Origin of the sequence: Actinoplanes sandaracinus (assembly GCF_030009775.1) — a bacterium.
Taxonomy (GTDB): Bacteria; Actinomycetota; Actinomycetes; order Mycobacteriales; family Micromonosporaceae; genus Actinoplanes; species Actinoplanes sandaracinus.
On record NZ_JASCTH010000028.1, the window covers coordinates 124,226 to 142,670 of the forward strand.

An 18,445-nucleotide genomic window follows, 5' to 3' on the forward strand; every position below is an offset into this window, starting at 1 on the left:
TTTCCGGCCGCAGACCGGTGAGTTCTACGTGCGCTTGTCCCCTAAATCCGTTTTTTTCGCTCTAGTGGTTGTCGGATTGCCGTTCGCGGTAGTGGCCGGCTGGGCGTTGGGCGCTCCAGCCGCACATCCGGCCACGCTCGGCGCCACCGACAGCCTCGACGGTGTCCTCGGCGACGGCGGCCTCGGCTCGGCCCCACAGGAAGCCGCTCGGCCCCGGGACACCGCGGGTTACACGGCGCGGCCGCCCCGGGCCACCGCCGACCCGGCCTCGTCCCAGCCCGTCCCCGCCACCGGGCCCAGCACGGTCACATCGACCGTGACGGTGGTGGCGTCCGCGACGGCCCCCTCACCCACCCGAACCACCGACCCGCCACTGCTCACGCTGCCCCCGGTGCCCACGCCCACCTTCGTCACCGAGCCGCCCGGCCCGACCGAGACGCCGCCCGCGCCGAGCGCCACCGGCAGCCCGGCCTCGTCGTTCCCACCCGGCTTCGGCCCGGTCGGCGAATCCCGTCGCTGGCTCTGGGGTTGACCCCGGCCCGCGCGGGGATGACGCCGGCTCTGTCCCTCTGCCCGCTTCTGGGCGATCGGGGCCGTTCGGCGCCTCGCTCGGGGGCGATCCGTTGTCGTCCGGTGACCCTCGCGCGATCCGGTCCGGCGTCCGGGCCCTAAGCTCCCCGAACGTGAGCGGTGATCGAATTCAGAGCGGCGACCAGAGCCGGCCGGTGACGGCCTTCCGTGAGTTCGCGACCGGAGCCGGGCTGCTCGGTCGCGGACTCGGCCTGGTCCTGCGCAGTCCACGGCTGTTGCTGCTCGGTCTCGTGCCCGCATTGCTCGCCGGCATCGTCTACATCGTCGCGCTGGTCCTGCTGGTCCGCTTCCTGCCCGACCTCGCCGCGCGGGTCACCTGGTTCGCCGACGACTGGTCCGGCGGGATCCGCGGCACCACCCGGGTTCTCGGCGGGATAGCCGTGCTCGGAGTGGGGCTGCTGCTCTCGGTCCTCACCTTCACCGCGGTCACGCTCCTGATCGGCGATCCGTTCTACGAGAAGATCTCCGAGCTGGTGGAGGACCGTTTCGGCGGCGTCCCGGACGCTGTGGACATCGGCTTCTGGCGCGCCCTGCGCCGCAGCCTGACCGACTCGCTGAAACTGGTCGGCGTCTCCATCCTGGTCGGCATCCCGCTGTTCCTGCTCGGATTCCTGCCGTTCGTCGGCCAGACGGTGATCCCGGTCCTCGCCGGCGCGGCCGGCGGCTGGCTGCTCGCTCTCGAACTGACCGGGGTCCCGTTCCAGCGGCGCGGCCGGCGGCTACGCCACCGCCGGGTGATCCTGGCCGAGCACAAGCCGCTGACCCTGGGCTTCGGCGCCGCCGTCTTCGTGACGTTCCTGATCCCGCTCGGCGCGATCTTCATGATGCCCGCCGCCGTCGCCGGCGGGACGCTGCTCGCCCGCCGTTCCCTCGGCAAACCCATCGCCATCACCAGTACGCCGTCCCTGTAGCCCACACCCCGGTCCCACGACAGGTGAGCCGGGGTCCGCTTCTCGCGGTGAGCCGCTTACGGTCCGGCTCGCTTGTCGGGTCGAGCCGTTCACTGCCTGCCGGCTCGTCCCGGTTCCTCGAGGCGAGCGGAGCGCCGGATCGCGACTACGGTCGTGTGGTGGAAATTGAGCTTATCGAGGGAGACATCACCGCCCAGAGCGTCGATGCGATCGTCAACGCGGCCAACTCGTCACTGCTCGGCGGCGGCGGTGTGGACGGTGCGATCCACCGCAAGGGCGGTCCGGACATCCTGGCCGAGACCCGGAAACTGCGGGCCGCCAAGTACGGCCGGGGCCTACCCGTCGGCCAAGCCGTCGCGACCACGGCGGGGCGGTTGCCGGCCCACTGGGTGGTGCACACCGTGGGCCCGGTCTTCAGCGCCACCGAGGACCGGTCGGAGTTGCTGCGCGCCTGCTACATCAACTCGCTGCGAGTCGCCGACGAACTCGGCGCCGCATCGGTCGCGTTCCCCCTGATCTCGGCGGGCATCTACCGCTGGCCGGTCGAGGACGCCGTCCGGCAGGCGCTCACCGTGCTCCGCGCGGCCACCCCGGCCACCCTCCGGACAGCGACTCTGGTCCTCTACGGCGCCGAGACCGCCGCCATCGCCCGCGCCGTAGCCACCACCTGAGGTCGCGCCGCGGAGGTAACTCACCCGAAAGGCGCCCGGCGGCGGGCGGTGCTGTCGCGTGTACACCGTTGCCGAGGCGCTCACAGCTCCGGCTGGGCGGGTGAGCCGTAGCTCGGGCGTGTTTCCGGGGCGGCGTAGGGCTTCTGGGGTCCGGCGGGGCGGGTCGCGGGGCGAGGCGCAGGCGGCGGGTGGCGTGTGGTGGGCGGCGGGTGGTGTGGAGTGGGGCGCGAAGCGCGCCCGACTCCAGACGGGTGGCCACGGATCTGCCCGAAAGAGGCGCTGGGAGCGGGATCGAAGCGGACGTCGCTGGGACTGTCACGGTGCTTCGGTAGCCGTATCACGAAGGTCTTGGATGCGTCCGGAGAAGCGGACCGGTTGCAGCAAGCTGACCGTGGCGTCCGGAAATGATCTCGTGAGGGCACGGCCCGGGCGTCGGGAAGGGGTGAGCTGCGGCGCGGCGTGGCCAAAGAAAGTGAGGCGGCGCCGCTGCCCGGGGCGGTGACGGGCAGGCCGGGGAGAGGGCGACGGCGGGGCCTGAGAGAGGGGTGACGGCGGGGCCGGGAGAGGGGTGACGGCGGGGCGGGTGCTGGGAGGGTCAGGCGGAGGAGCGGACGATCAGTTCGGTGGGCAGAATGAGCGAGGGCTCGACGTCGGGATCTCCGCCGATGAGCCGGAGCATCTGGCGCGCCATCGTCCGCCCGGCCTCGCCGATCGGCTGCCGGACGGTGGTGAGCGGCGGATCGCTGTACCGGCTGATGTCGAAGTCGTCGAAGCCGATCACCGCGACGTCCTCGGGGACGCGGCGTCCCGCGTCCCGCAAGGCCTGGAGGGCGCCGTGGGCCATCAGGTCGGAGGCGGCGAAGACGGCGTCGAGCGTGGGGTCGCGGTCCAGAAGCTCGCGCATCGCGGCGACGCCGGAGTCGCGGGTGAAGTCTCCGCCGGCCACCAGCGCGGGCAGGCCGGCGGTGCGGAGGGTGTCGCGGTAGCCGGTGAGGCGCTCCAGGCCGGCGACCATGTCTTGCGGGCCGGTGATGGTGGCGATCCGCCGTCGTCCGGAAGTGATCAGGTGGTGGAGAGCCGCGGCGACCCCGCCGGCGTGGTCGACGTCGACGTAGGGGACCGGCGGTTCGGCGAGCATCGGGCGGCCGCTGCAGATGACCGGGATGCCGCGCCGGGCCAGCAGGCCGGGCAGCGGGTCGGCGCCGTGGATCGAGGCGAACATGACGCCGTCGACGTGGCCGGCGACGGCGTAGCGCTCGACCCGGTGGTAACCGGCGGCCGAACCGGCCATCATCAGTACGAGCTGCTTGTCGGCGGCCTCCAGTTCGGAGCCCACGCCGCGGATGATGGCCGGGAAGAAGAGGTCGTCGGAGAAGACCCGGTTCGCGGTTTCCGGCAGGATCAGCGCGATCGAGTCGGTCTGCCGGGTGACGAGGCTGCGGGCTGCCTGGTTCGGCACATAGCCGAGTTCCTCGACGGCCCGGTTGACGGCCTCACGGATGGTGACGGCGACCGTGGTCGAGCCGTTGACGACGCGGGACACGGTGGCGCGGGAGACTCCGGCCCGCCGGGCAACCGCTTCCAGCGTCGGCCGTTCCCGCGTCGTCACAAAAAAGCTCCTAGTCCAGGCCGTTGCGCCGGATCACCTCGCGGTACCACTTCGCGCTGTCCTTGAGCACTCGCTGCTGCGTGGTGTAGTCGACGTGCACGATACCGAAGCGCTTCGCGTACCCCTCGGCCCATTCGAAGTTGTCCATCAATGACCACGCGAAGTATCCCCGCAGATCCACTCCGGCCGCCAGAGCGTCGTGGCAGGCGCGCAGGTGAGCGTCGACGTACTCGATGCGGAGCGGGTCGTGGACGCCCTCCGGGTAGGCCGCCCCGTTCTCGGTGATCATCAGCGGGGTGCCGGGGTAGTCCCGGTGGATGCGGGTGAGCAGACGGGTCAGCGAGGCCGGCTCGATCTGCCAGCCCATGTCGGTGACCGGGCCGACCGGCTTGCGGAAGGCGATGCCGTCGCTGCCCGGGTAGTCCAGGGCGCCGGGGTGGCCGGGCTTCGCCGAGACATACGACGGGGTGTAGAAGTTGATGCCCAGCACGTCGATCGGCGCGTTGATGATCGCCTCGTCGCCGTCCTTGATGAAGGACAGGTCGGCGATCCGGGAGATGTGCTCCAGCACGTCAGCCGGGTACGCGCCGCGCAGCAGTGGGTCCAGGAAGATCCGGTTGGCGACGCCGTCGATCACCCGGGCGGCGTCGACGTCGGCCGGGTTCAGCGGGTCGAGCGGGGAGACCTCGCACGGGTTCAGCGTGATGCTGATGTTGCGGGCGCCGGCCGAGCGCAGTGCCCGGGCGGCCAGGCCGTGGGCGAGGTTGAGGTGGTGCACGGCGGCGAGCGAGCCGGCCGGGTCCTGCCGGCCCGGGGCGTGGATGCCGTTGCCGTACCCGAGGTAGGCGGCGCACCACGGCTCGTTCAGCGTGGTCCAGGTGCCGACCCGGTCACCGAGGCGGCCGAAGACGACCTGGGCGTACTCGGCGAAGGCCTCGGCGGTCTCCCGGACGGTCCAGCCGCCCCGGTCCTCCAGCGTCTGGGGAAGGTCCCAGTGGTAGAGCGTGACCACCGGGTCGATGCCCTTGCCGAGCAGTTCGTCGGTGAGCCGGTCGTAGAAGTCCAGGCCGCGGGTGTTCACCGGGCCGGTGCCGTCCGGGCGGATGCGCGGCCAGGCGATCGAGAAGCGGTACGACGCCAGACCGAGGTCGGCCATGAGCGCGACGTCCTCGGCGTACCGGTGGTAGTGGTCGCACGCGATGTCGCCGGTGTGCCCGGCGTGGACCTTGCCCGGCGTTCGGCTGAAGGTGTCCCAGATGGACGGGCCGCGGCCGTCCTCCCTCGCGGCGCCCTCGATCTGGTACGAGGCCGTGGCCACACCCCAGACGAAGCCCTCGGGGAAGGTGATCCCCGCGGGGGCCGGCTGCGCCGACGTGGACGTGACGGTTGCCGTCATGTCTTCTCCGCTTCCTGATGATCCGCTGAACTTAACCGGTTCATCTTACGGCTTGACGACTGCCTGACAACGTCACTCTGGGTGGACTTCAGCCCGTACGCAGAGCTTGGACGAGCCGAGGGTCGCCTGTCAGCGCGAGTTGATCGGCCCGTTTGCGGCCCGTCAGCGCCAGTTGCAGGTCGCTCACGCTGCCGATCGCCTTCGCCCGGGCGTGGTGATCGTCGCTGTCCAGGATCGTGCCGGTGTCGAGCAGCGCGATCCCGGTGCCGCGCAACCGGACGAACCACTCCTGCCCGGCGTCCGTGCCGACCAGGTGGACCACTCCGTGCAGGTCCGTCGGGCCGCTCCGCCGGCCGGCCGGCAGCCAGGTGTCGAGGATCTCGCTGACCCCGTCGGTGGCGAGTTTCGTCTCGATCGGGGTGGCCCGCCCGGCGGCCGACTCGGCGTCCCACCGGCGCATCGAGATCTCGTGTGCCATCCGCCGCTGCCAGAAGCTCGCCCGTTTCGGCTGGGGCGCCCAGTTCCATGCCGGGAAGTCCGGGTCGAGCGCCTCCAGGGTCTCGATCGTGCCGGTCAGCTCACGGCGCAGATGGTCGAGCGTCTCGGTCCAGTCGGCGCTGCGCTCCGGCTCGGCCCCGGCCTCCGGGCGGTCGGTGATCCCGCGGGCGACCGTGGACCGGACCCAGTGCAGCAGGCCCGTGACGTGATGCGCGAGATCGGTGACCGTCCAGCCGGGGCACGCGGGCACCGCGGCATCCGGCCCGCTCTCGGCGACGGCGTCGCGCAGTGCCGGCCCGTCGGCACGTAACGCCGCAAGCCAGAAATCCTTCGTCGCGTGCAACCTGTTCATCGCAGTCGTCTCCCGCTCGGCTGGACCGCCGGTGAAACCCTCCGCATGGTGAGCTTAGGGTGAGCGACGTGACTCATACCCCACCGGCTCCGGAGATATCACTGGCGGCGTACACGACGCTACGCCTTGGTGGGCCCGCCGGCACACTGACCACGGCGGTGCATACGGACGAGGCGGTCGCGGCGGTGCGGGCGGCCACCGCGGCGGGGCGCCGGTTGCTGGTGCTGGCCGGGGGCAGCAACGTGGTGATCGGTGACGACGGCTTCGACGGTGAGGTGCTGCTGCTGCGCACCCGGGGGATCGAGGTGGCCGGTGAGGACGACTCCGGCGTCCTGGTCCGGGTCGCGGCCGGCGAACCCTGGGACGATTTCGTCTCCTACGCGGTGACGAACGGCCTCTCCGGGGTGGAGTGCCTGTCCGGCATCCCCGGCGCGGCCGGTTCCACCCCGATCCAGAACGTCGGGGCGTACGGCCAGGAGGTCGCGCACACCATCGAGGCGGTGCACGCCTACGACCGGCGGGCCGACGAGATCCGGGTGATGACTCCCGCCGAGTGCCGGTTCGGGTACCGCACCAGCGTCTTCAAGCACGACGATCGCTATCTGGTCACCGCGGTCGACTTCCGGCTGGCCCGCGCGCACGAGTCGGCACCCATCCGGTACGCCGAACTGGCTCGTGAACTGGGCGGCTCGGCCGGCGACCGGGTGCCGCTGGGACACGCCCGGGACACTGTCCTGAAGCTGCGCGCGGGCAAGGGCATGGTGCTCGATCCGGAGGACCGGGACACCTGGTCGGTCGGCTCGTTCTTCACCAACCCGGTCGTCCCGGCCGCGTTCTTCGCCACCCTCGGCGAGATGCCGCACTGGCCGGGCGCCGACGGCTCGGTGAAGATCCCGGCGGCCTGGCTGATCGAGCACGCCGGCTTCCCGAAGGGCTTCGCCGGAGACGGGGTCGCCATCTCCGGTAAGCACACGCTGGCGCTGACCAACCGTGGCGCGGGCACCACGTCCGCGCTGCTGGACCTGGCCCGCACCATCCGTGACGGGGTTCATGCGCGGTTCGGGGTCGAACTGCACCCCGAACCGGTTCTGATCGATTGCGCGATCTGAGCGGTTACTTCCAGCCGAAGACCTGGGTGTAATACGGAGTGCCGTCGGCGGCGTAGGCCACGCCCGCGCCCATCGACCGGGCCTTGCAGTTGAGGATGTTCTTCCGGTGTCCCGGGCTGGCCATCCACGCGTTCATCGCCTCGGGCGCGCTGCGGTAGCCCCAGGCGATGTTCTCTCCCGCGGGCTGCTCGTAACCGGCGGCCTCACTGCGGTCGATGAACGTCGACCCGTCCCGCCACACGTGACTGAACAGCCTGGTCCGGGCCATGTAGTTGCTCTGCCGCAGGGAGGCGGTGACCAACTGGCCGTCGACCGTCAGGTCCGGGCAGCCGGCGGTGCGGCGTTCCGTGTTGGTCAGCCGGAGCACCTGGACCATCGCGCTGCGGGCCCGGACCTCCGCCGGGTCGGCCGTGGTGCGGGGTGCGGGCGGGGCGCTCGCCGCGGGCGCCGGCGGTCGCGGTGCCGACGTGACGGGCGCGGGCGCCGGTGCGGTGGGGGCCGGGGTGGCCGGCCTCGAGGCGGTCGGTGCGTGAGTGGCGATCGGCGGTGGTGAGACCTGCGGGCGCGCGGGGACGATCGGCCCGGTGGCCATCGCCGGGGCGGAGAGGACGAACAGCGCAGGCGCCGCCGCGAGCGCGGCGACACGTCTTACCACCAGGTCGAACACGGGTGCCTCCCGGATCGCAGAAACGGGCGCGGATCGCCCGTCTCGGCTATCGCACCCCGTTGTACGCGGCGTGTCACATCTTTCGCGGAACGGGCGATAAGCCGTACGAGAAATGTCAGGCTGTAGGGATTGCCCGGGCTACCCGACCGGGCGCCGCGGCAGGGCCGGTCAGGCGGATCCTCGCGGACGGGCTCCGACTCCGGCACCCGGCGCTAGACTGTCACTGTCCGTAAATAGACGGTGACATCACGCTATTTGGTGGTTTCGCGTCGAAGGACTATCTCCCGTTCGCGGTCGCGCGAGCGGTGCCAGCAAGAAGCCGATTCCCTGTGTGCGCCCGCGTGCGGAGGAGAACGGCCGTGCCCGAGCGGGCGCGAGCGCGGGTTAAGGGCAGGGTGAGCAAACGATGAGTCGCCTTCTCGTGGTTGAGGACGACCCGGACATCGCACTCGCTCTCCGGCTGCTGTTCAGCCGGGCAGGGTATGAGGTGGCGCATGCCGCGGACGGCCGGTCCGGCTTGAAGGAGGCCTACGCCGAGCATCCCGATCTGGTGGTGCTGGACGTCGGTCTGCCGGAGATGGACGGCTGGCAGGTGCTGGAACGGCTGCGGGACGTCTCGGACGTGCCGGTGCTGGTCCTCACCGCCCATGGCCAGGAGGCGGAGAAGGTGCGCGGACTGCGCGGTGGCGCCGACGACTACCTGACCAAGCCGTTCGCCAACAACGAACTGCTGGCCCGGGTGGAGGCGCTGTTGCGGCGATCGTCTGCGGGACAGAACAACTGGGCCAGTCAGGTCTATGACGACGGGTTGGTGCACCTTGATCCGACCAAGCGCCGGGTCTACGTCAAGGGTGACGAGAAGCGTCTCACCCCGACCGAGTTCCGCCTGCTCAACGCCCTGGTCCGGCATGCCGGCGCGGTGCTCAGCCCGAACCAGCTGCTGACCCAGGCGTGGGATGACCCGACCGGTATCGGCCAGGAGCGGGTCAAGTTCGCGGTGCTGCGGTTGCGGCGCAAGCTCGGATGGTCCGATCCGGATGAATCGCCCATCGAGTCGGTTCGCGGCTTCGGCTATCGCTACCGCCGCCCGGGCGGAGAGTCCTAGAACAAACCGTCGTACCGGGCGAGTCTTCTCAGTTGGCGTCCCGCGGGGCCGATGAGGGCAGTGAAGCCGAGCAGGAGGTAGCAAGACGTGGAAGACCTTGGCGAGATCGTCGGCGAATTCCTCATGGAGAGCCATGAGAACCTGGACCAGATCGACCGGGATCTCGTCAGCCTCGAGCAGGAACCGGACTCGCGTGACCTGATCTCCCGCATCTTCCGGGCGATCCACACCATCAAGGGCACCAGCGGGTTCCTCGCATTCTCGCGGTTGGAGAAGCTGGCGCACGCCGGCGAGTCGCTGCTGTCCCGCCTGCGGGACGGCGTACAGCCGGTCACACCCGAAACCATCACGGTGCTGCTCGTGACCATCGACGGCGTCCGGTCCATCCTCGCCTCCATCGAGGAGAACGGGTCCGAGGCCGAGGTCGACATCGACAGCATCATCGTCAAGGTCAACGCGCAGATGAACGCCCCGGCCGCGGCCGGAGCGCCGGCCGCCGAGACGGCCCCGGCTGCCGAAGCCGCCCCGGCCGCCGAGACGGAGGCTCCGGTTCCGCTGGAGGAGACTCCGGCGCGCCCGGCGCCGGATCCGGTCGCCGACCAGCGCCAGCCGCTCGGGCAGATCCTGGTCGACGCCGGGGCGGCCCAGCCCTCCGACGTCTCCTCCGCGCTCCAGCAGCAGATCGAGGGCGACGAACGCAAGCTCGGCACGATCCTGCTGGAGGAGGGCAAGACGCAGCCGGCCGCGGTCAACGAGGCGCTGCAGTCCCAGGCCGCCCCGAAGCGGAGCATCGCGGACAGCGCGATCCGGGTGGACGTCGACCTGCTCGACACCCTGCTCAACATGGTGGGCGAGCTGGTGCTGGCCCGTAACCAGCTGGTCCGCGGAGTCATGGAGATCGGCGACACCACCCTGGTCCGCAGCGCCCAGCGGCTCGGCATGATCACCAGTGAGCTGCAGGCGGGCATCATGAAGACCCGGATGCAGCCCATCGAGCACATCTGGTCGAAGCTGCCCCGAGTCGTCCGGGACCTGAGCAACTCGCTCGGCAAACAGGTCCAGCTGGTGATGCAGGGCAAGGACACCGAACTCGACCGGAGCCTGCTGGAGGCGGTCAAGGACCCGCTGACCCACCTCGTGCGCAACGCGGTCGACCACGGCATCGAGGACCCGGACCGCCGGACCGCCGCGGGCAAAGGGGCCGAGGGCACCCTGACGCTCCGCGCGTACCACGAGGGTGGCCACGTTGCGGTCGAGGTCGCGGACGACGGCGCCGGCCTGGACGTCGACCGGATCGCGGCGAAGGCCGTGGAGAAGGGGCTGCTCCGCCCGGATCAGGTTGCGAACATGGACCGGCGAGACATCATGGCGATGGTCTTCCAGCCCGGCTTCTCCACCGCCGCGAAGGTCACCAACGTCTCCGGTCGAGGCGTCGGCATGGACGTGGTGAAGACCAACATCGAGAACATCGGTGGTGCGGTCAGCGTCGACTCCACGCCCGGCGAAGGCACGGTCTGGCGGCTCACCATCCCGCTGACCCTCGCCATCATCCAGGCGCTCACCGTCGACTGCGGTGAGCATCGCTATGTCGTGCCCCAGGTCGCGGTGCTGGAGCTGGTCTTCATCGACGGTCAGTCCACCAAGATCGAGTACGCCTCGGGTGCGCCGGTCTATCGCCTGCGTGGCAAGCTGCTGCCGCTGATCCGGCTGGACCGCGCGCTCGGCCTGGACGTCGGTGGCGACCAGGGCGTCTACATCATGGTGTTGCAGGCCGACGGGCGCCGGTTCGGGATGGTCGTGGACCGGGTGCTGAATACCGAGGAAGTCGTGGTCAAGGCCCTGAACACCCGGTTCAAGGACATCGGCCTGTACGCCGGGGCGACGATCCTCGGCGATGGCAAAGTCGGTCTGATCCTGGACGTGTCGTCCCTGGCCCGTCGCTCGCACCTGGCCGTCGACTCGGAGCGCGAGAACGTCGTCTCCAACTCGAAGGCCTCCGGCGAGGGCAAGATGCAGCGTCTGCTGGTCACCGCGGTCGGGGAACGCCGAGTGGCGATCCCGCTGGACACGGTCACCCGGCTCGAGGAGTTCCCCAAGGACCGGATCGAACACGCCGGTTCGCGGGAGGTCGTCCAGTACCGGGGCCAGATCCTGCCGCTGGTGCGCCTGTCCCACCTGCTCGGGGCGTACGGCGAGGAACCCGAGGGCGACACCGTTTCGGTAGTCGTCTACAGCGAGGGCGGAAAGAGCGTGGCACTGGTGGTGGACCGGATCGTGGACATCGCCGAGAACTCGACCACCGCACGCCGCGACGCGGAGGAGGACGGCCTGGTCGGCACCGCCGTGATCCAGCAGCGGGTGACCGAGCTGCTCGACGTGCGCCGGGCGATCCTCGCCGCGGACCCGAACTTCTACAGCGATGCGATGGACGACATGTTGGTGGAGGCCTGACATGGCGAGTCGTCAGTTCGCCACCTTCGAGGTGGCCGGCCAGCTCTTCGGGGTGGAGGTGGATACGGTGCAGGAGGTGCTCTCGTACAACGAGTACACCCCGGTGCCGCTGGCGCCGCCCGCGGTTGGCGGCCTCTTCAACCTGCGTGGTCAGGTGATCGCCGCGGTGGATCTCCGGGTACAGCTCGGGCTGGCACGGCAGGCGCTCACCGGCCCGGTCATGAACGTCATCCTTCGGGGTGACGGGGAGCCGGTGTCCCTCCTGGTGGACAAGATCGGCGAGGTGGTCGATCTCGACGACGAGACGTTCGAGCCGCCACCGGACACGCTGAGCGGGCCCACCCGGGAGCTGGTGGTGGGCACGTTCAAGCTGGACGGGCGGCTGATGCTGGCTCTCGACGTCAACCAGGCCGTCGACACATACCGCGCCACCAACTGATGTACAGCCTGGTCAGCGCCCCCGTGCTGGGCTTCGACCTGACCCGCCTGGAGGGCGGGCCGGCCGCAGCCGAGGTGTTGCTGCGTGCGCTGCGTCTGCAGAGCGGGGACCTGCCGGTCCTCGCCGAGCGGCTGCCCGACGAGAACGTCCGGGGGCCGCTGTGGGTGGAGGTGGAGAGCGCCGCCCGGCGGATGCCCACCCTCAAGGGGATGTCCAAGGACGATCCCGCCGGAAACCTCGCTCTGGTCGAACGCGCGCCGATCGGGTCGGTCGACGCGCTGCTCACCTGCCTGCGCTACGACGTGATGTCGTGGACCTGGGAGGGCAAGGGCCGCGACGCCCGGCAGAGCGAGGACGCGGCCTCCGCGACCGCGCTGCTCTGTGACGCCGCGGTCGCCAGCTATCTCCGTGAGGTGCTGGACGAGGACACCCGCCGCCGGCTCGGCGCGGGATGGGTGGCGGCGGTACGCAAACTGCCGGCCGGCGCCCCGATCGACCTGGGACCGCACCACTACACGGTGTCGACCCTGCTCGACCGGCTGCGCACACTCCGGCCGGAAGACCGGCAACGGGTCTCCTCCGCAGCCGACGATGCTCGGCGGAACACCGCCGGCTGGTCGCCCGCCGTGCATTCGGCGTCGTGGGCGGCGTACCTCTCGGATCGGGTCCGTACCGCGGCCGCCGCACAGATGTTGCTGGTGCAGGCGGTGGATACGGCCGGGATTCCGCTGGCAGACCGTGCCGGAGGGGTCTGGAACATGCTCAGCGGCGCCGTTCAGGCGCTGGTGGTGCGCGACTTGCTGGACACGGCCACGGCCCACCGCCTGCTCGCACCGGTGGTCGCGGCGCTCGGCCCGGCCTGGCTCGGTTGAAGGGAGTGGTCGAATGATCTCGGTTCTCGTCGTCGATGATTCCGTGGTGGTCCGTCGGCTGATCGTCGATGCTCTCGGCGAGGCGCCGGGCATCCAGGTCGTCGGCACCGCCGCGAACGGCCTGCTCGCACAGGCGAAGATCGATCAGCTCAAACCTGACGTGATCACCATGGACATCGAGATGCCGCAGATGGACGGTATCGAGGCAGTCCGCGAGCTGCGCAAACGGCACAGCACGCCGGTGATCATGTTCAGCACGCTCTCGGCCGCGGGCGCCACCGCGACGCTGGAGGCGCTCGCCGCCGGCGCCACCGACTACGTCACCAAGCCGAGCAACGTCGGCTCGGTGCAGGAGTCGATCGCGGCGGTGCGCGAGCAGCTCGTACCGAGGATCCAGGCGCTCGGTGGACGCCGCCGCCCGCCGGCCGGACCGCCCAGCCGCCCGCCGGCGCCGGCCGGGCTGCGTCCCGGGGCCGCGCCGCTGCGCCCCGGCGCTCCGCCGGCCGCGCCGGGACGCCCGCCCCTGTCCGGCCCCGCCCCGGTCCGGCCCGCCGCGACCGCCGTTCGGCGCGGCCCGGGCGGAAAGATCGACATTCTGGCGATCGGCTCCTCCACGGGTGGACCGGACGCGCTCACCAAGGTGCTTCTCGGGCTGCCGACCGATCTGCCCGTCCCGATCGTGATCACGCAGCACATGCCACCGGTCTTCACCAAGATGTTCGCCGAGCGGCTGGACCGGAGCACGTCTCTGAAGGTCGTGGAGGCCGGTGAGGGCATGGAACTCACGGCCGGCACGGTCTACATCGCCCCCGGGGATCGCCACCTCATCTTCCAGCGCCGGGGTACGGCGACGGTGACCCAGCTCAGCGGCGCACCGCAGGAGAACTCGTGCCGCCCGGCCGTGGACGTGATGTTCCGGTCGGTGGCGGCTCTGTACGGCGGGTCGTGTTTCGCGGCCATCCTCACCGGAATGGGACAAGACGGACGGAGTGGTGCTAAAGTGCTGCGAGACGCGGGCGCCGAGGTACTGGCACAGGACGAGGCGAGTTCGGTGGTCTGGGGAATGCCCGGCGCCGTGGTCGGCGCCGGACTGGCCGACGAAGTCCTGCCACTGGACCGGATCGCGGGAGCCCTGCTCAACCGTGTCCGGGTGGGTCGGTCGCCGGCGGTGGCCCGATGACCCTGTCGCAAGCGGAGTTCACCTTCGTCGCCAACCTGGTGCGCCGCGAGGCGTCGATCGTGCTCGCGGCCGGTAAGGAGTACCTGGTCGAGGCCCGGCTCATCCCGGTCGCCAGGGCCGTCGGCGCGGCCAATGTCAACGACTTCATCGGCGATCTGCAGAAGCGCCCCAACCCGGCGTATCAGCGAAAGATCATCGACGCGCTCACCACCAACGAGACGTCCTTCTTCCGGGACCGCGAGCCGTTCGCCGCGCTCACCGACGTGGTGCTGCCCGAGCTGATCAAATCCCGGGCGAGCGTACGCAAGCTGCGCTTCTGGTCGGCGGCAAGCTCCAGCGGCCAGGAGGCCTACAGCCTGGCCATCACGCTGCAGGAGACGCTGCCGGCGGGATGGTCGTTCGAGATCGTCGGCACCGACATCTCCACCGCGATGGTCGAGCGTGCGCAGAAGGCCGAGTACAGCCAGGTCGAGGTGAACCGCGGTCTGGCGGCCACCCAGCTCGTGCAGTACTTCGAGCGGGCGGGCGCGCACTGGCGGATCATCCCGGCCCTGCGCAAGAACGTCTCGTTCAAGCACATGAGCCTCACCGCGCCGTTCCCGCCGATGCAGCCCTTCGACGTGATCTTTCTGCGCAACGTTCTCATCTACTTCGACGTGGCCACGAAGCGTCAGGTGTTGCAGAACGCCGCCAAGATCCTGCGCCCGGACGGTCTGCTGTTCCTCGGGGCCGCCGAGACCACGATCGGGATCGACGACAACTACGAGCGGGTGGCCGCCGGCCGCACCTCTGCCTACCGGACTCGTACTGCGGCGCCCGCCGGTGCCGCGAGAAGGGGATGACGCCGATGCGCGCCATGGTGATCGACGACTCGCGCGCGATGCGCATGATCCTCAAGCGCATTGTCACCAAGCTCAACTTCGAGGCGGTGGAGGCGGGGGACGGTAAGGAGGCGATGGACCTTCTGGCTGATATGACCGAGGTGCCGGAACTGGCCCTCATCGACTGGAACATGCCCAACATGAACGGGCTCGAGTTCGTCACCAAGGTCCGGGCCGATCCACGGCTGCGGGAGATGACTCTCGTCATGGTCACCACCGAGAGCGAACAGAGCCAGATCGTGCGAGCGCTCGCCGCGGGCGCCCACGAATACGTGATCAAGCCCTTCACGGAGGGTGCCATGATCGAAAAACTGGCCCTGCTGGGCCTCGTCCCGACCGGAGCGAACTCATGAGCGTCGAAGTCGAGGTCGATGAGAGCGACCTCGCCGAGATGGTGGAACAGGTATGGGAGTCGTACCTGGATCCCGAGGGCGTCAGCCCTCTGATCCCGACGTACGACGAGAATCAGCCGTCCGAGGTGCACTCCTCGGTCTCCATCACCGGGTCCTGGACCGGGCACGTCGTCTACGCGTCCTCCCGTGCCGCCGCCAAGCGTGCCGCGGCCGCCTTCCTCGCCATGGAGCTCGAGGAGGTCAGCGAGGAGGACATGTCCGACACGCTCGGAGAATTGGCCAACATCGTCGGTGGCAACGTCAAAGCCATGTTGCCGCCCGGGGCGCAGTTGTCGCTCCCGCAGGTAGTGCTCGCGTCGGAGTCCTCGGCGCGTTACCCGAATGCCCAGCGCATCAGTGGCGTGTACGGGATGTGGGAAGGGGAACCGGTGTCCATTTCGATGTGGCAGGTCAGCACCGACAACAAGGAGGAGGGTGCATGAAGATCCTCATCGCCGATGACAGCCGGGTGATGCGGCAGATCGTCGTCCGGACTTTGCGGCAGGCCGGGTTCGGAGACCACGACCTGATCGAGGCGGCGGACGGCCAGGAAGCCCTCGACAAGGCCGTCGCGGAGAACCCCGATCTGGTCATCTCCGACTGGAACATGCCGCACCTGACCGGCATCGAGGTGCTGCGCAATCTCCGTGCCGCCGGCAACAACGTCAAGTTCGGCTTCGTCACCTCGGAGTGCACTCCGGAGATGAAGTCGGCCGCCGAAGGCGCCGGAGCGGCGTTCTTCATCGTCAAACCCTTCACCGCTGAGCGATTCGATGAGGTTTTCGCTCCTATCTTGGGATGATTAAGACATGTCAGACGTCTCGGTTCTTCCCGGCTCTCTAGCCGTACGCAACCTGTTCGAGGACCTTCTCGGTCGAGAGGTGACCGTCAGTCCCGGGGAGCCGCTCGGCGCTCCCGAGGTGCCCCTCTCGACGGTCGCGATCTTCACCGACTCCGGTCAGAAGATCTACGCGGTGATGGGCATGAACCTCAGCCTCGCGGCCAACGCGGGGGCCGCGCTCGGCCTGCTGCCGGCCGGCGCGGCCGAGGACAGCATCGACGAGAAGCAACTCTTCCCCAACCTGGCGGAGAACGTCTTCGAGCTGTGCAACGTGTTCACCAGTCTCCTCAACAAGGAGGGTGCCCCGCACGTGAAGCTCTACCAGGTGATCTACCCGAACCAGGAACTGCCGGGCGACGCCCGCGCGGTCCTGCTCGCCCTCGGCCGCCGGCTGGACCTCGCGGTCGAGGTCAACCGGTACGGCAAGGGGAAGCTCAGCCTGTCGCTCGCACCCTGACCCTTCCCGATGACCCAAGGCGCACCACATTGAAGATCCCGACATTGCGGGCCCGCCATCCGGCGGGCCCGCAAATTTGTTCCTAAGCAAAACCTCAAGCGCGCCGAAGCTTAATTAGAGCCTGCTACGGGACAGGAGAAGTCGATGACCTCACCGATGTCCGGACCGACCGGCGCTGACGCCGCCAAATCGGTGGCCGCCGCGAAGGCCGCTGAAGCCAAGAGCAAATCGCTCGGCGACAAGGACACGTTCATGAAGCTCCTGGTCGCGCAGTTGAAATACCAGGACCCCACGAAACCGGCCGACTCGACCGCGTTCCTGGCGCAGACCGCCCAGTTCACGCAGGTCGAGAAGCTCGAAGACATGATCGGCATGCTGCAGTCGCAGCGGATGATCGGTGCCAGCTCGCTGGTCGGCAAGACGGTCACGTACATGGACGAACTCGGTACACCGCAGTCCGGCGTGATCACCTCAGCGAAGCTCAATGGAGACAGCGAACCGACGCTCAAGGTCGGGAACACGGATGTGCAGCTGTCCAAGGTCATGGAGATAACCACCGACTCCAAGACCGCGTGATCCGTCTCCCTCTCAACGCGAAGGATTGTCTACATGCTGCGTTCTCTCTACTCCGGCATCAGCGGCCTCAACGCTCATCAGAAGATGATCGACGTCACCGGTAACAACATCGCGAACGTCAACACCACCGGCTACAAGGCGTCGCAGGTCCAGTTCAACGACACCATGAGCCAGATGATGGGCGCGGCGGGCTCACCCCAGGAGGGCATGGCCGGCACCAACCCGGCTCAGGTCGGCCTCGGTGTGCGGGTCGGCGGCATCACCGCCAACTTCAGCCAGGGTTCGGCGCAGACCACGGGTAAGTCGGGCGACATGATGATCCAGGGTGACGGCTTCTTCATCACCCGCAGCGGAGGCGAGCAGCTCTACACCCGGGCCGGCTCGTTCTTCTTCGACGCGAACGGGGTGCTGGCCACCTCCACCGGTGAGCCGGTGCAGGGCTGGACCGCGAAGGACGGCGTCGTCAACTCGGCGGCGAAGCCGGGTGACATCAGGATGCCGCTGGGCGGCACCATCCCACCGGAAGCCACCACGAAGATCACTCTCAAGGGCAACCTGAGCAGCGATGACATCCCGGACATGAACAACGCGAAGAACTACGGGGTCGAAGGCACGCCGGTCGGCAACAAGGGTTACATAACCACGATTCCGGTCAAGGTGTACGACGCGCAGGGCGGCACGCACACGGTCACGGCGAAGTTCACGCGGACCGCGAACGACAATGCTCCGGTCGCGCCCGCCAAGCCGACCTCCACGTGGAAGATGGAGTTGTTCGCCGAGGGCGCCGACATCAACACGGCCACACCGATCGCTACGCAAGCCGGGGTCACCTTCACCAACGGTAAGATGTACGAGGCCGACGGCGTCACGCCGAAGCAGGCGATCACTCTCGGCGACTACACCGTCGACGTCGGGGACATGACGTCGTACTCGGGCAACACCGATGCCAGGGTGTTCGACACCAACGGTCAGACGGCCGGCGCGCTGACCTCGCTCTCCTACACCGTGTCCGACAGCGGTGAGATCATCGGCGTCTACAGCAACGGCTTGAAGGAAACGCTGGGCCAGGTCGCGATGGCCACCTTCAAGAACGTCGCCGGCTTGGAGAAGGTCGGAAACTCGCAGTACCGCACCACGGTCAACTCCGGGTACGCGCAGGTCGGCGAACCCGGCAGTGCCGGCATGGGTCAGGTCATCTCCGGCGCGCTGGAGATGTCGAACGTCGACCTGGCGCAGGAGTTCACGAACCTCGTCGTGGCTCAGCGCGGGTTCCAGGCGAACTCAAAGATCATCACCACCTCAGACGAGATCCTCCAGGAACTCGTCAACCTGAAGCGCTGATCCAGTTCCCGAGCGTGAACGGCCGGGATGGGCCTTGTGCCCGTCCCGGCCGTTTCTGTGAGCGCCTGACAAAGTTCGCTTCGCACCCGGATAGCGACCGTCTGGA

Annotated in this window: 20 protein-coding genes; 16 read left to right on the forward strand and 4 right to left on the reverse strand. The window is 69.1% G+C overall.

Features of this window, described 5'->3' with window-relative positions; all coding sequences use genetic code 11:
- The first annotated feature begins 76 nt into the window (after positions 1-76).
- From QLQ12_RS35465 to QLQ12_RS35475, 3 genes are all read left to right on the forward strand, one after another.
- The gene (locus QLQ12_RS35465; RefSeq protein ID WP_282765173.1) at positions 77-532 is read left to right on the forward strand and encodes a hypothetical protein; all 456 of its coding nucleotides are present in this window, start codon (positions 77-79) and stop codon (positions 530-532) included.
- Between the two features lie 151 nt (positions 533-683).
- A complete protein-coding gene (locus QLQ12_RS35470; protein WP_407651665.1) occupies positions 684-1,502 on the forward strand; it encodes an EI24 domain-containing protein in 819 nt (272 codons plus the stop codon).
- Positions 1,503-1,660: 158 nt separating this feature from the next.
- Positions 1,661-2,173 carry an O-acetyl-ADP-ribose deacetylase gene (locus QLQ12_RS35475; RefSeq protein WP_282765174.1) on the forward strand — a complete coding sequence of 171 codons (513 nt, stop codon included), beginning with the start codon at positions 1,661-1,663 and terminating at the stop codon, positions 2,171-2,173.
- Between the two features lie 595 nt (positions 2,174-2,768).
- On the opposite strand, the gene QLQ12_RS35480 is transcribed toward QLQ12_RS35475, so the two are convergent.
- The 3 genes from QLQ12_RS35480 to QLQ12_RS35490 form a co-directional block, all read right to left on the reverse strand.
- On the reverse strand, positions 2,769-3,782 hold the full coding sequence (locus QLQ12_RS35480) for a LacI family DNA-binding transcriptional regulator (RefSeq protein WP_282765175.1): 1,014 nt from the start codon (positions 3,780-3,782) through the stop codon (positions 2,769-2,771).
- Between the two features lie 10 nt (positions 3,783-3,792).
- Positions 3,793-5,178 (reverse strand): GH1 family beta-glucosidase, encoded by a 1,386-nt coding sequence (locus QLQ12_RS35485; RefSeq protein WP_282765176.1) that lies wholly within the window; start codon positions 5,176-5,178, stop codon positions 3,793-3,795.
- A gap of 88 nt (positions 5,179-5,266) precedes the next feature.
- Positions 5,267-6,028 (reverse strand): maleylpyruvate isomerase family mycothiol-dependent enzyme, encoded by a 762-nt coding sequence (locus QLQ12_RS35490; protein WP_282765177.1) that lies wholly within the window; start codon positions 6,026-6,028, stop codon positions 5,267-5,269.
- A 59-nt stretch (positions 6,029-6,087) separates the two neighbouring features.
- Between QLQ12_RS35490 and QLQ12_RS35495 the strand changes: the two genes are divergently transcribed.
- On the forward strand, positions 6,088-7,137 hold the full coding sequence (locus QLQ12_RS35495) for a UDP-N-acetylmuramate dehydrogenase (RefSeq protein ID WP_407651666.1): 1,050 nt from the start codon (positions 6,088-6,090) through the stop codon (positions 7,135-7,137).
- A gap of 4 nt (positions 7,138-7,141) precedes the next feature.
- On the opposite strand, the gene QLQ12_RS35500 is transcribed toward QLQ12_RS35495, so the two are convergent.
- Positions 7,142-7,804 (reverse strand): CAP domain-containing protein, encoded by a 663-nt coding sequence (locus QLQ12_RS35500; RefSeq protein WP_282765179.1) that lies wholly within the window; start codon positions 7,802-7,804, stop codon positions 7,142-7,144.
- A 406-nt stretch (positions 7,805-8,210) separates the two neighbouring features.
- On the opposite strand from QLQ12_RS35500, the gene QLQ12_RS35505 reads away from it, so the two are divergent.
- The 12 genes from QLQ12_RS35505 (at position 8,211) to QLQ12_RS35560 (ending at position 18,339) form a co-directional block, all read left to right on the forward strand.
- The gene (locus QLQ12_RS35505) at positions 8,211-8,909 is read left to right on the forward strand and encodes a response regulator transcription factor (protein ID WP_282765180.1); all 699 of its coding nucleotides are present in this window, start codon (positions 8,211-8,213) and stop codon (positions 8,907-8,909) included.
- Between the two features lie 87 nt (positions 8,910-8,996).
- Positions 8,997-11,360, forward strand: a complete 2,364-nt coding sequence (locus QLQ12_RS35510; protein WP_282765181.1) for a chemotaxis protein CheA — start codon at positions 8,997-8,999, stop codon at positions 11,358-11,360.
- Between the two features lies 1 nt (position 11,361).
- The gene (locus tag QLQ12_RS35515; RefSeq protein WP_282765182.1) at positions 11,362-11,799 is read left to right on the forward strand and encodes a chemotaxis protein CheW; all 438 of its coding nucleotides are present in this window, start codon (positions 11,362-11,364) and stop codon (positions 11,797-11,799) included.
- Positions 11,799-12,671, forward strand: coding sequence for a hypothetical protein (locus tag QLQ12_RS35520; RefSeq protein ID WP_282765183.1), 873 nt, complete (start codon positions 11,799-11,801; stop codon positions 12,669-12,671). Before QLQ12_RS35515 ends, QLQ12_RS35520 begins: the two co-directional genes overlap by 1 nt.
- 13 nt (positions 12,672-12,684) lie before the next feature.
- On the forward strand, positions 12,685-13,851 hold the full coding sequence (locus QLQ12_RS35525; RefSeq protein ID WP_282765184.1) for a protein-glutamate methylesterase/protein-glutamine glutaminase: 1,167 nt from the start codon (positions 12,685-12,687) through the stop codon (positions 13,849-13,851).
- Positions 13,848-14,693, forward strand: a complete 846-nt coding sequence (locus QLQ12_RS35530; protein WP_282765185.1) for a CheR family methyltransferase — start codon at positions 13,848-13,850, stop codon at positions 14,691-14,693. The genes QLQ12_RS35525 and QLQ12_RS35530 overlap by 4 nt, the downstream gene beginning before the upstream one ends.
- A 5-nt stretch (positions 14,694-14,698) precedes the next feature.
- Positions 14,699-15,085, forward strand: a complete 387-nt coding sequence (locus QLQ12_RS35535; protein ID WP_173476755.1) for a response regulator — start codon at positions 14,699-14,701, stop codon at positions 15,083-15,085.
- Positions 15,082-15,567 (forward strand): chemotaxis protein CheX, encoded by a 486-nt coding sequence (locus QLQ12_RS35540; RefSeq protein ID WP_282765186.1) that lies wholly within the window; start codon positions 15,082-15,084, stop codon positions 15,565-15,567. Before QLQ12_RS35535 ends, QLQ12_RS35540 begins: the two co-directional genes overlap by 4 nt.
- Positions 15,564-15,926: a response regulator gene (locus QLQ12_RS35545; RefSeq protein WP_282765187.1), complete on the forward strand. Its 363-nt coding sequence runs from the start codon at positions 15,564-15,566 to the stop codon at positions 15,924-15,926. Before QLQ12_RS35540 ends, QLQ12_RS35545 begins: the two co-directional genes overlap by 4 nt.
- Before the next feature lie 7 nt (positions 15,927-15,933).
- Positions 15,934-16,422 carry a hypothetical protein gene (locus QLQ12_RS35550; RefSeq protein WP_282765188.1) on the forward strand — a complete coding sequence of 163 codons (489 nt, stop codon included), beginning with the start codon at positions 15,934-15,936 and terminating at the stop codon, positions 16,420-16,422.
- Positions 16,423-16,578: 156 nt separating this feature from the next.
- Positions 16,579-16,998: a flagellar hook assembly protein FlgD gene (locus tag QLQ12_RS35555; RefSeq protein WP_282765189.1), complete on the forward strand. Its 420-nt coding sequence runs from the start codon at positions 16,579-16,581 to the stop codon at positions 16,996-16,998.
- A 33-nt stretch (positions 16,999-17,031) separates the two neighbouring features.
- On the forward strand, positions 17,032-18,339 hold the full coding sequence (locus QLQ12_RS35560) for a flagellar hook protein FlgE (protein ID WP_282765190.1): 1,308 nt from the start codon (positions 17,032-17,034) through the stop codon (positions 18,337-18,339).
- Positions 18,340-18,445: the final 106 nt, after the last annotated feature.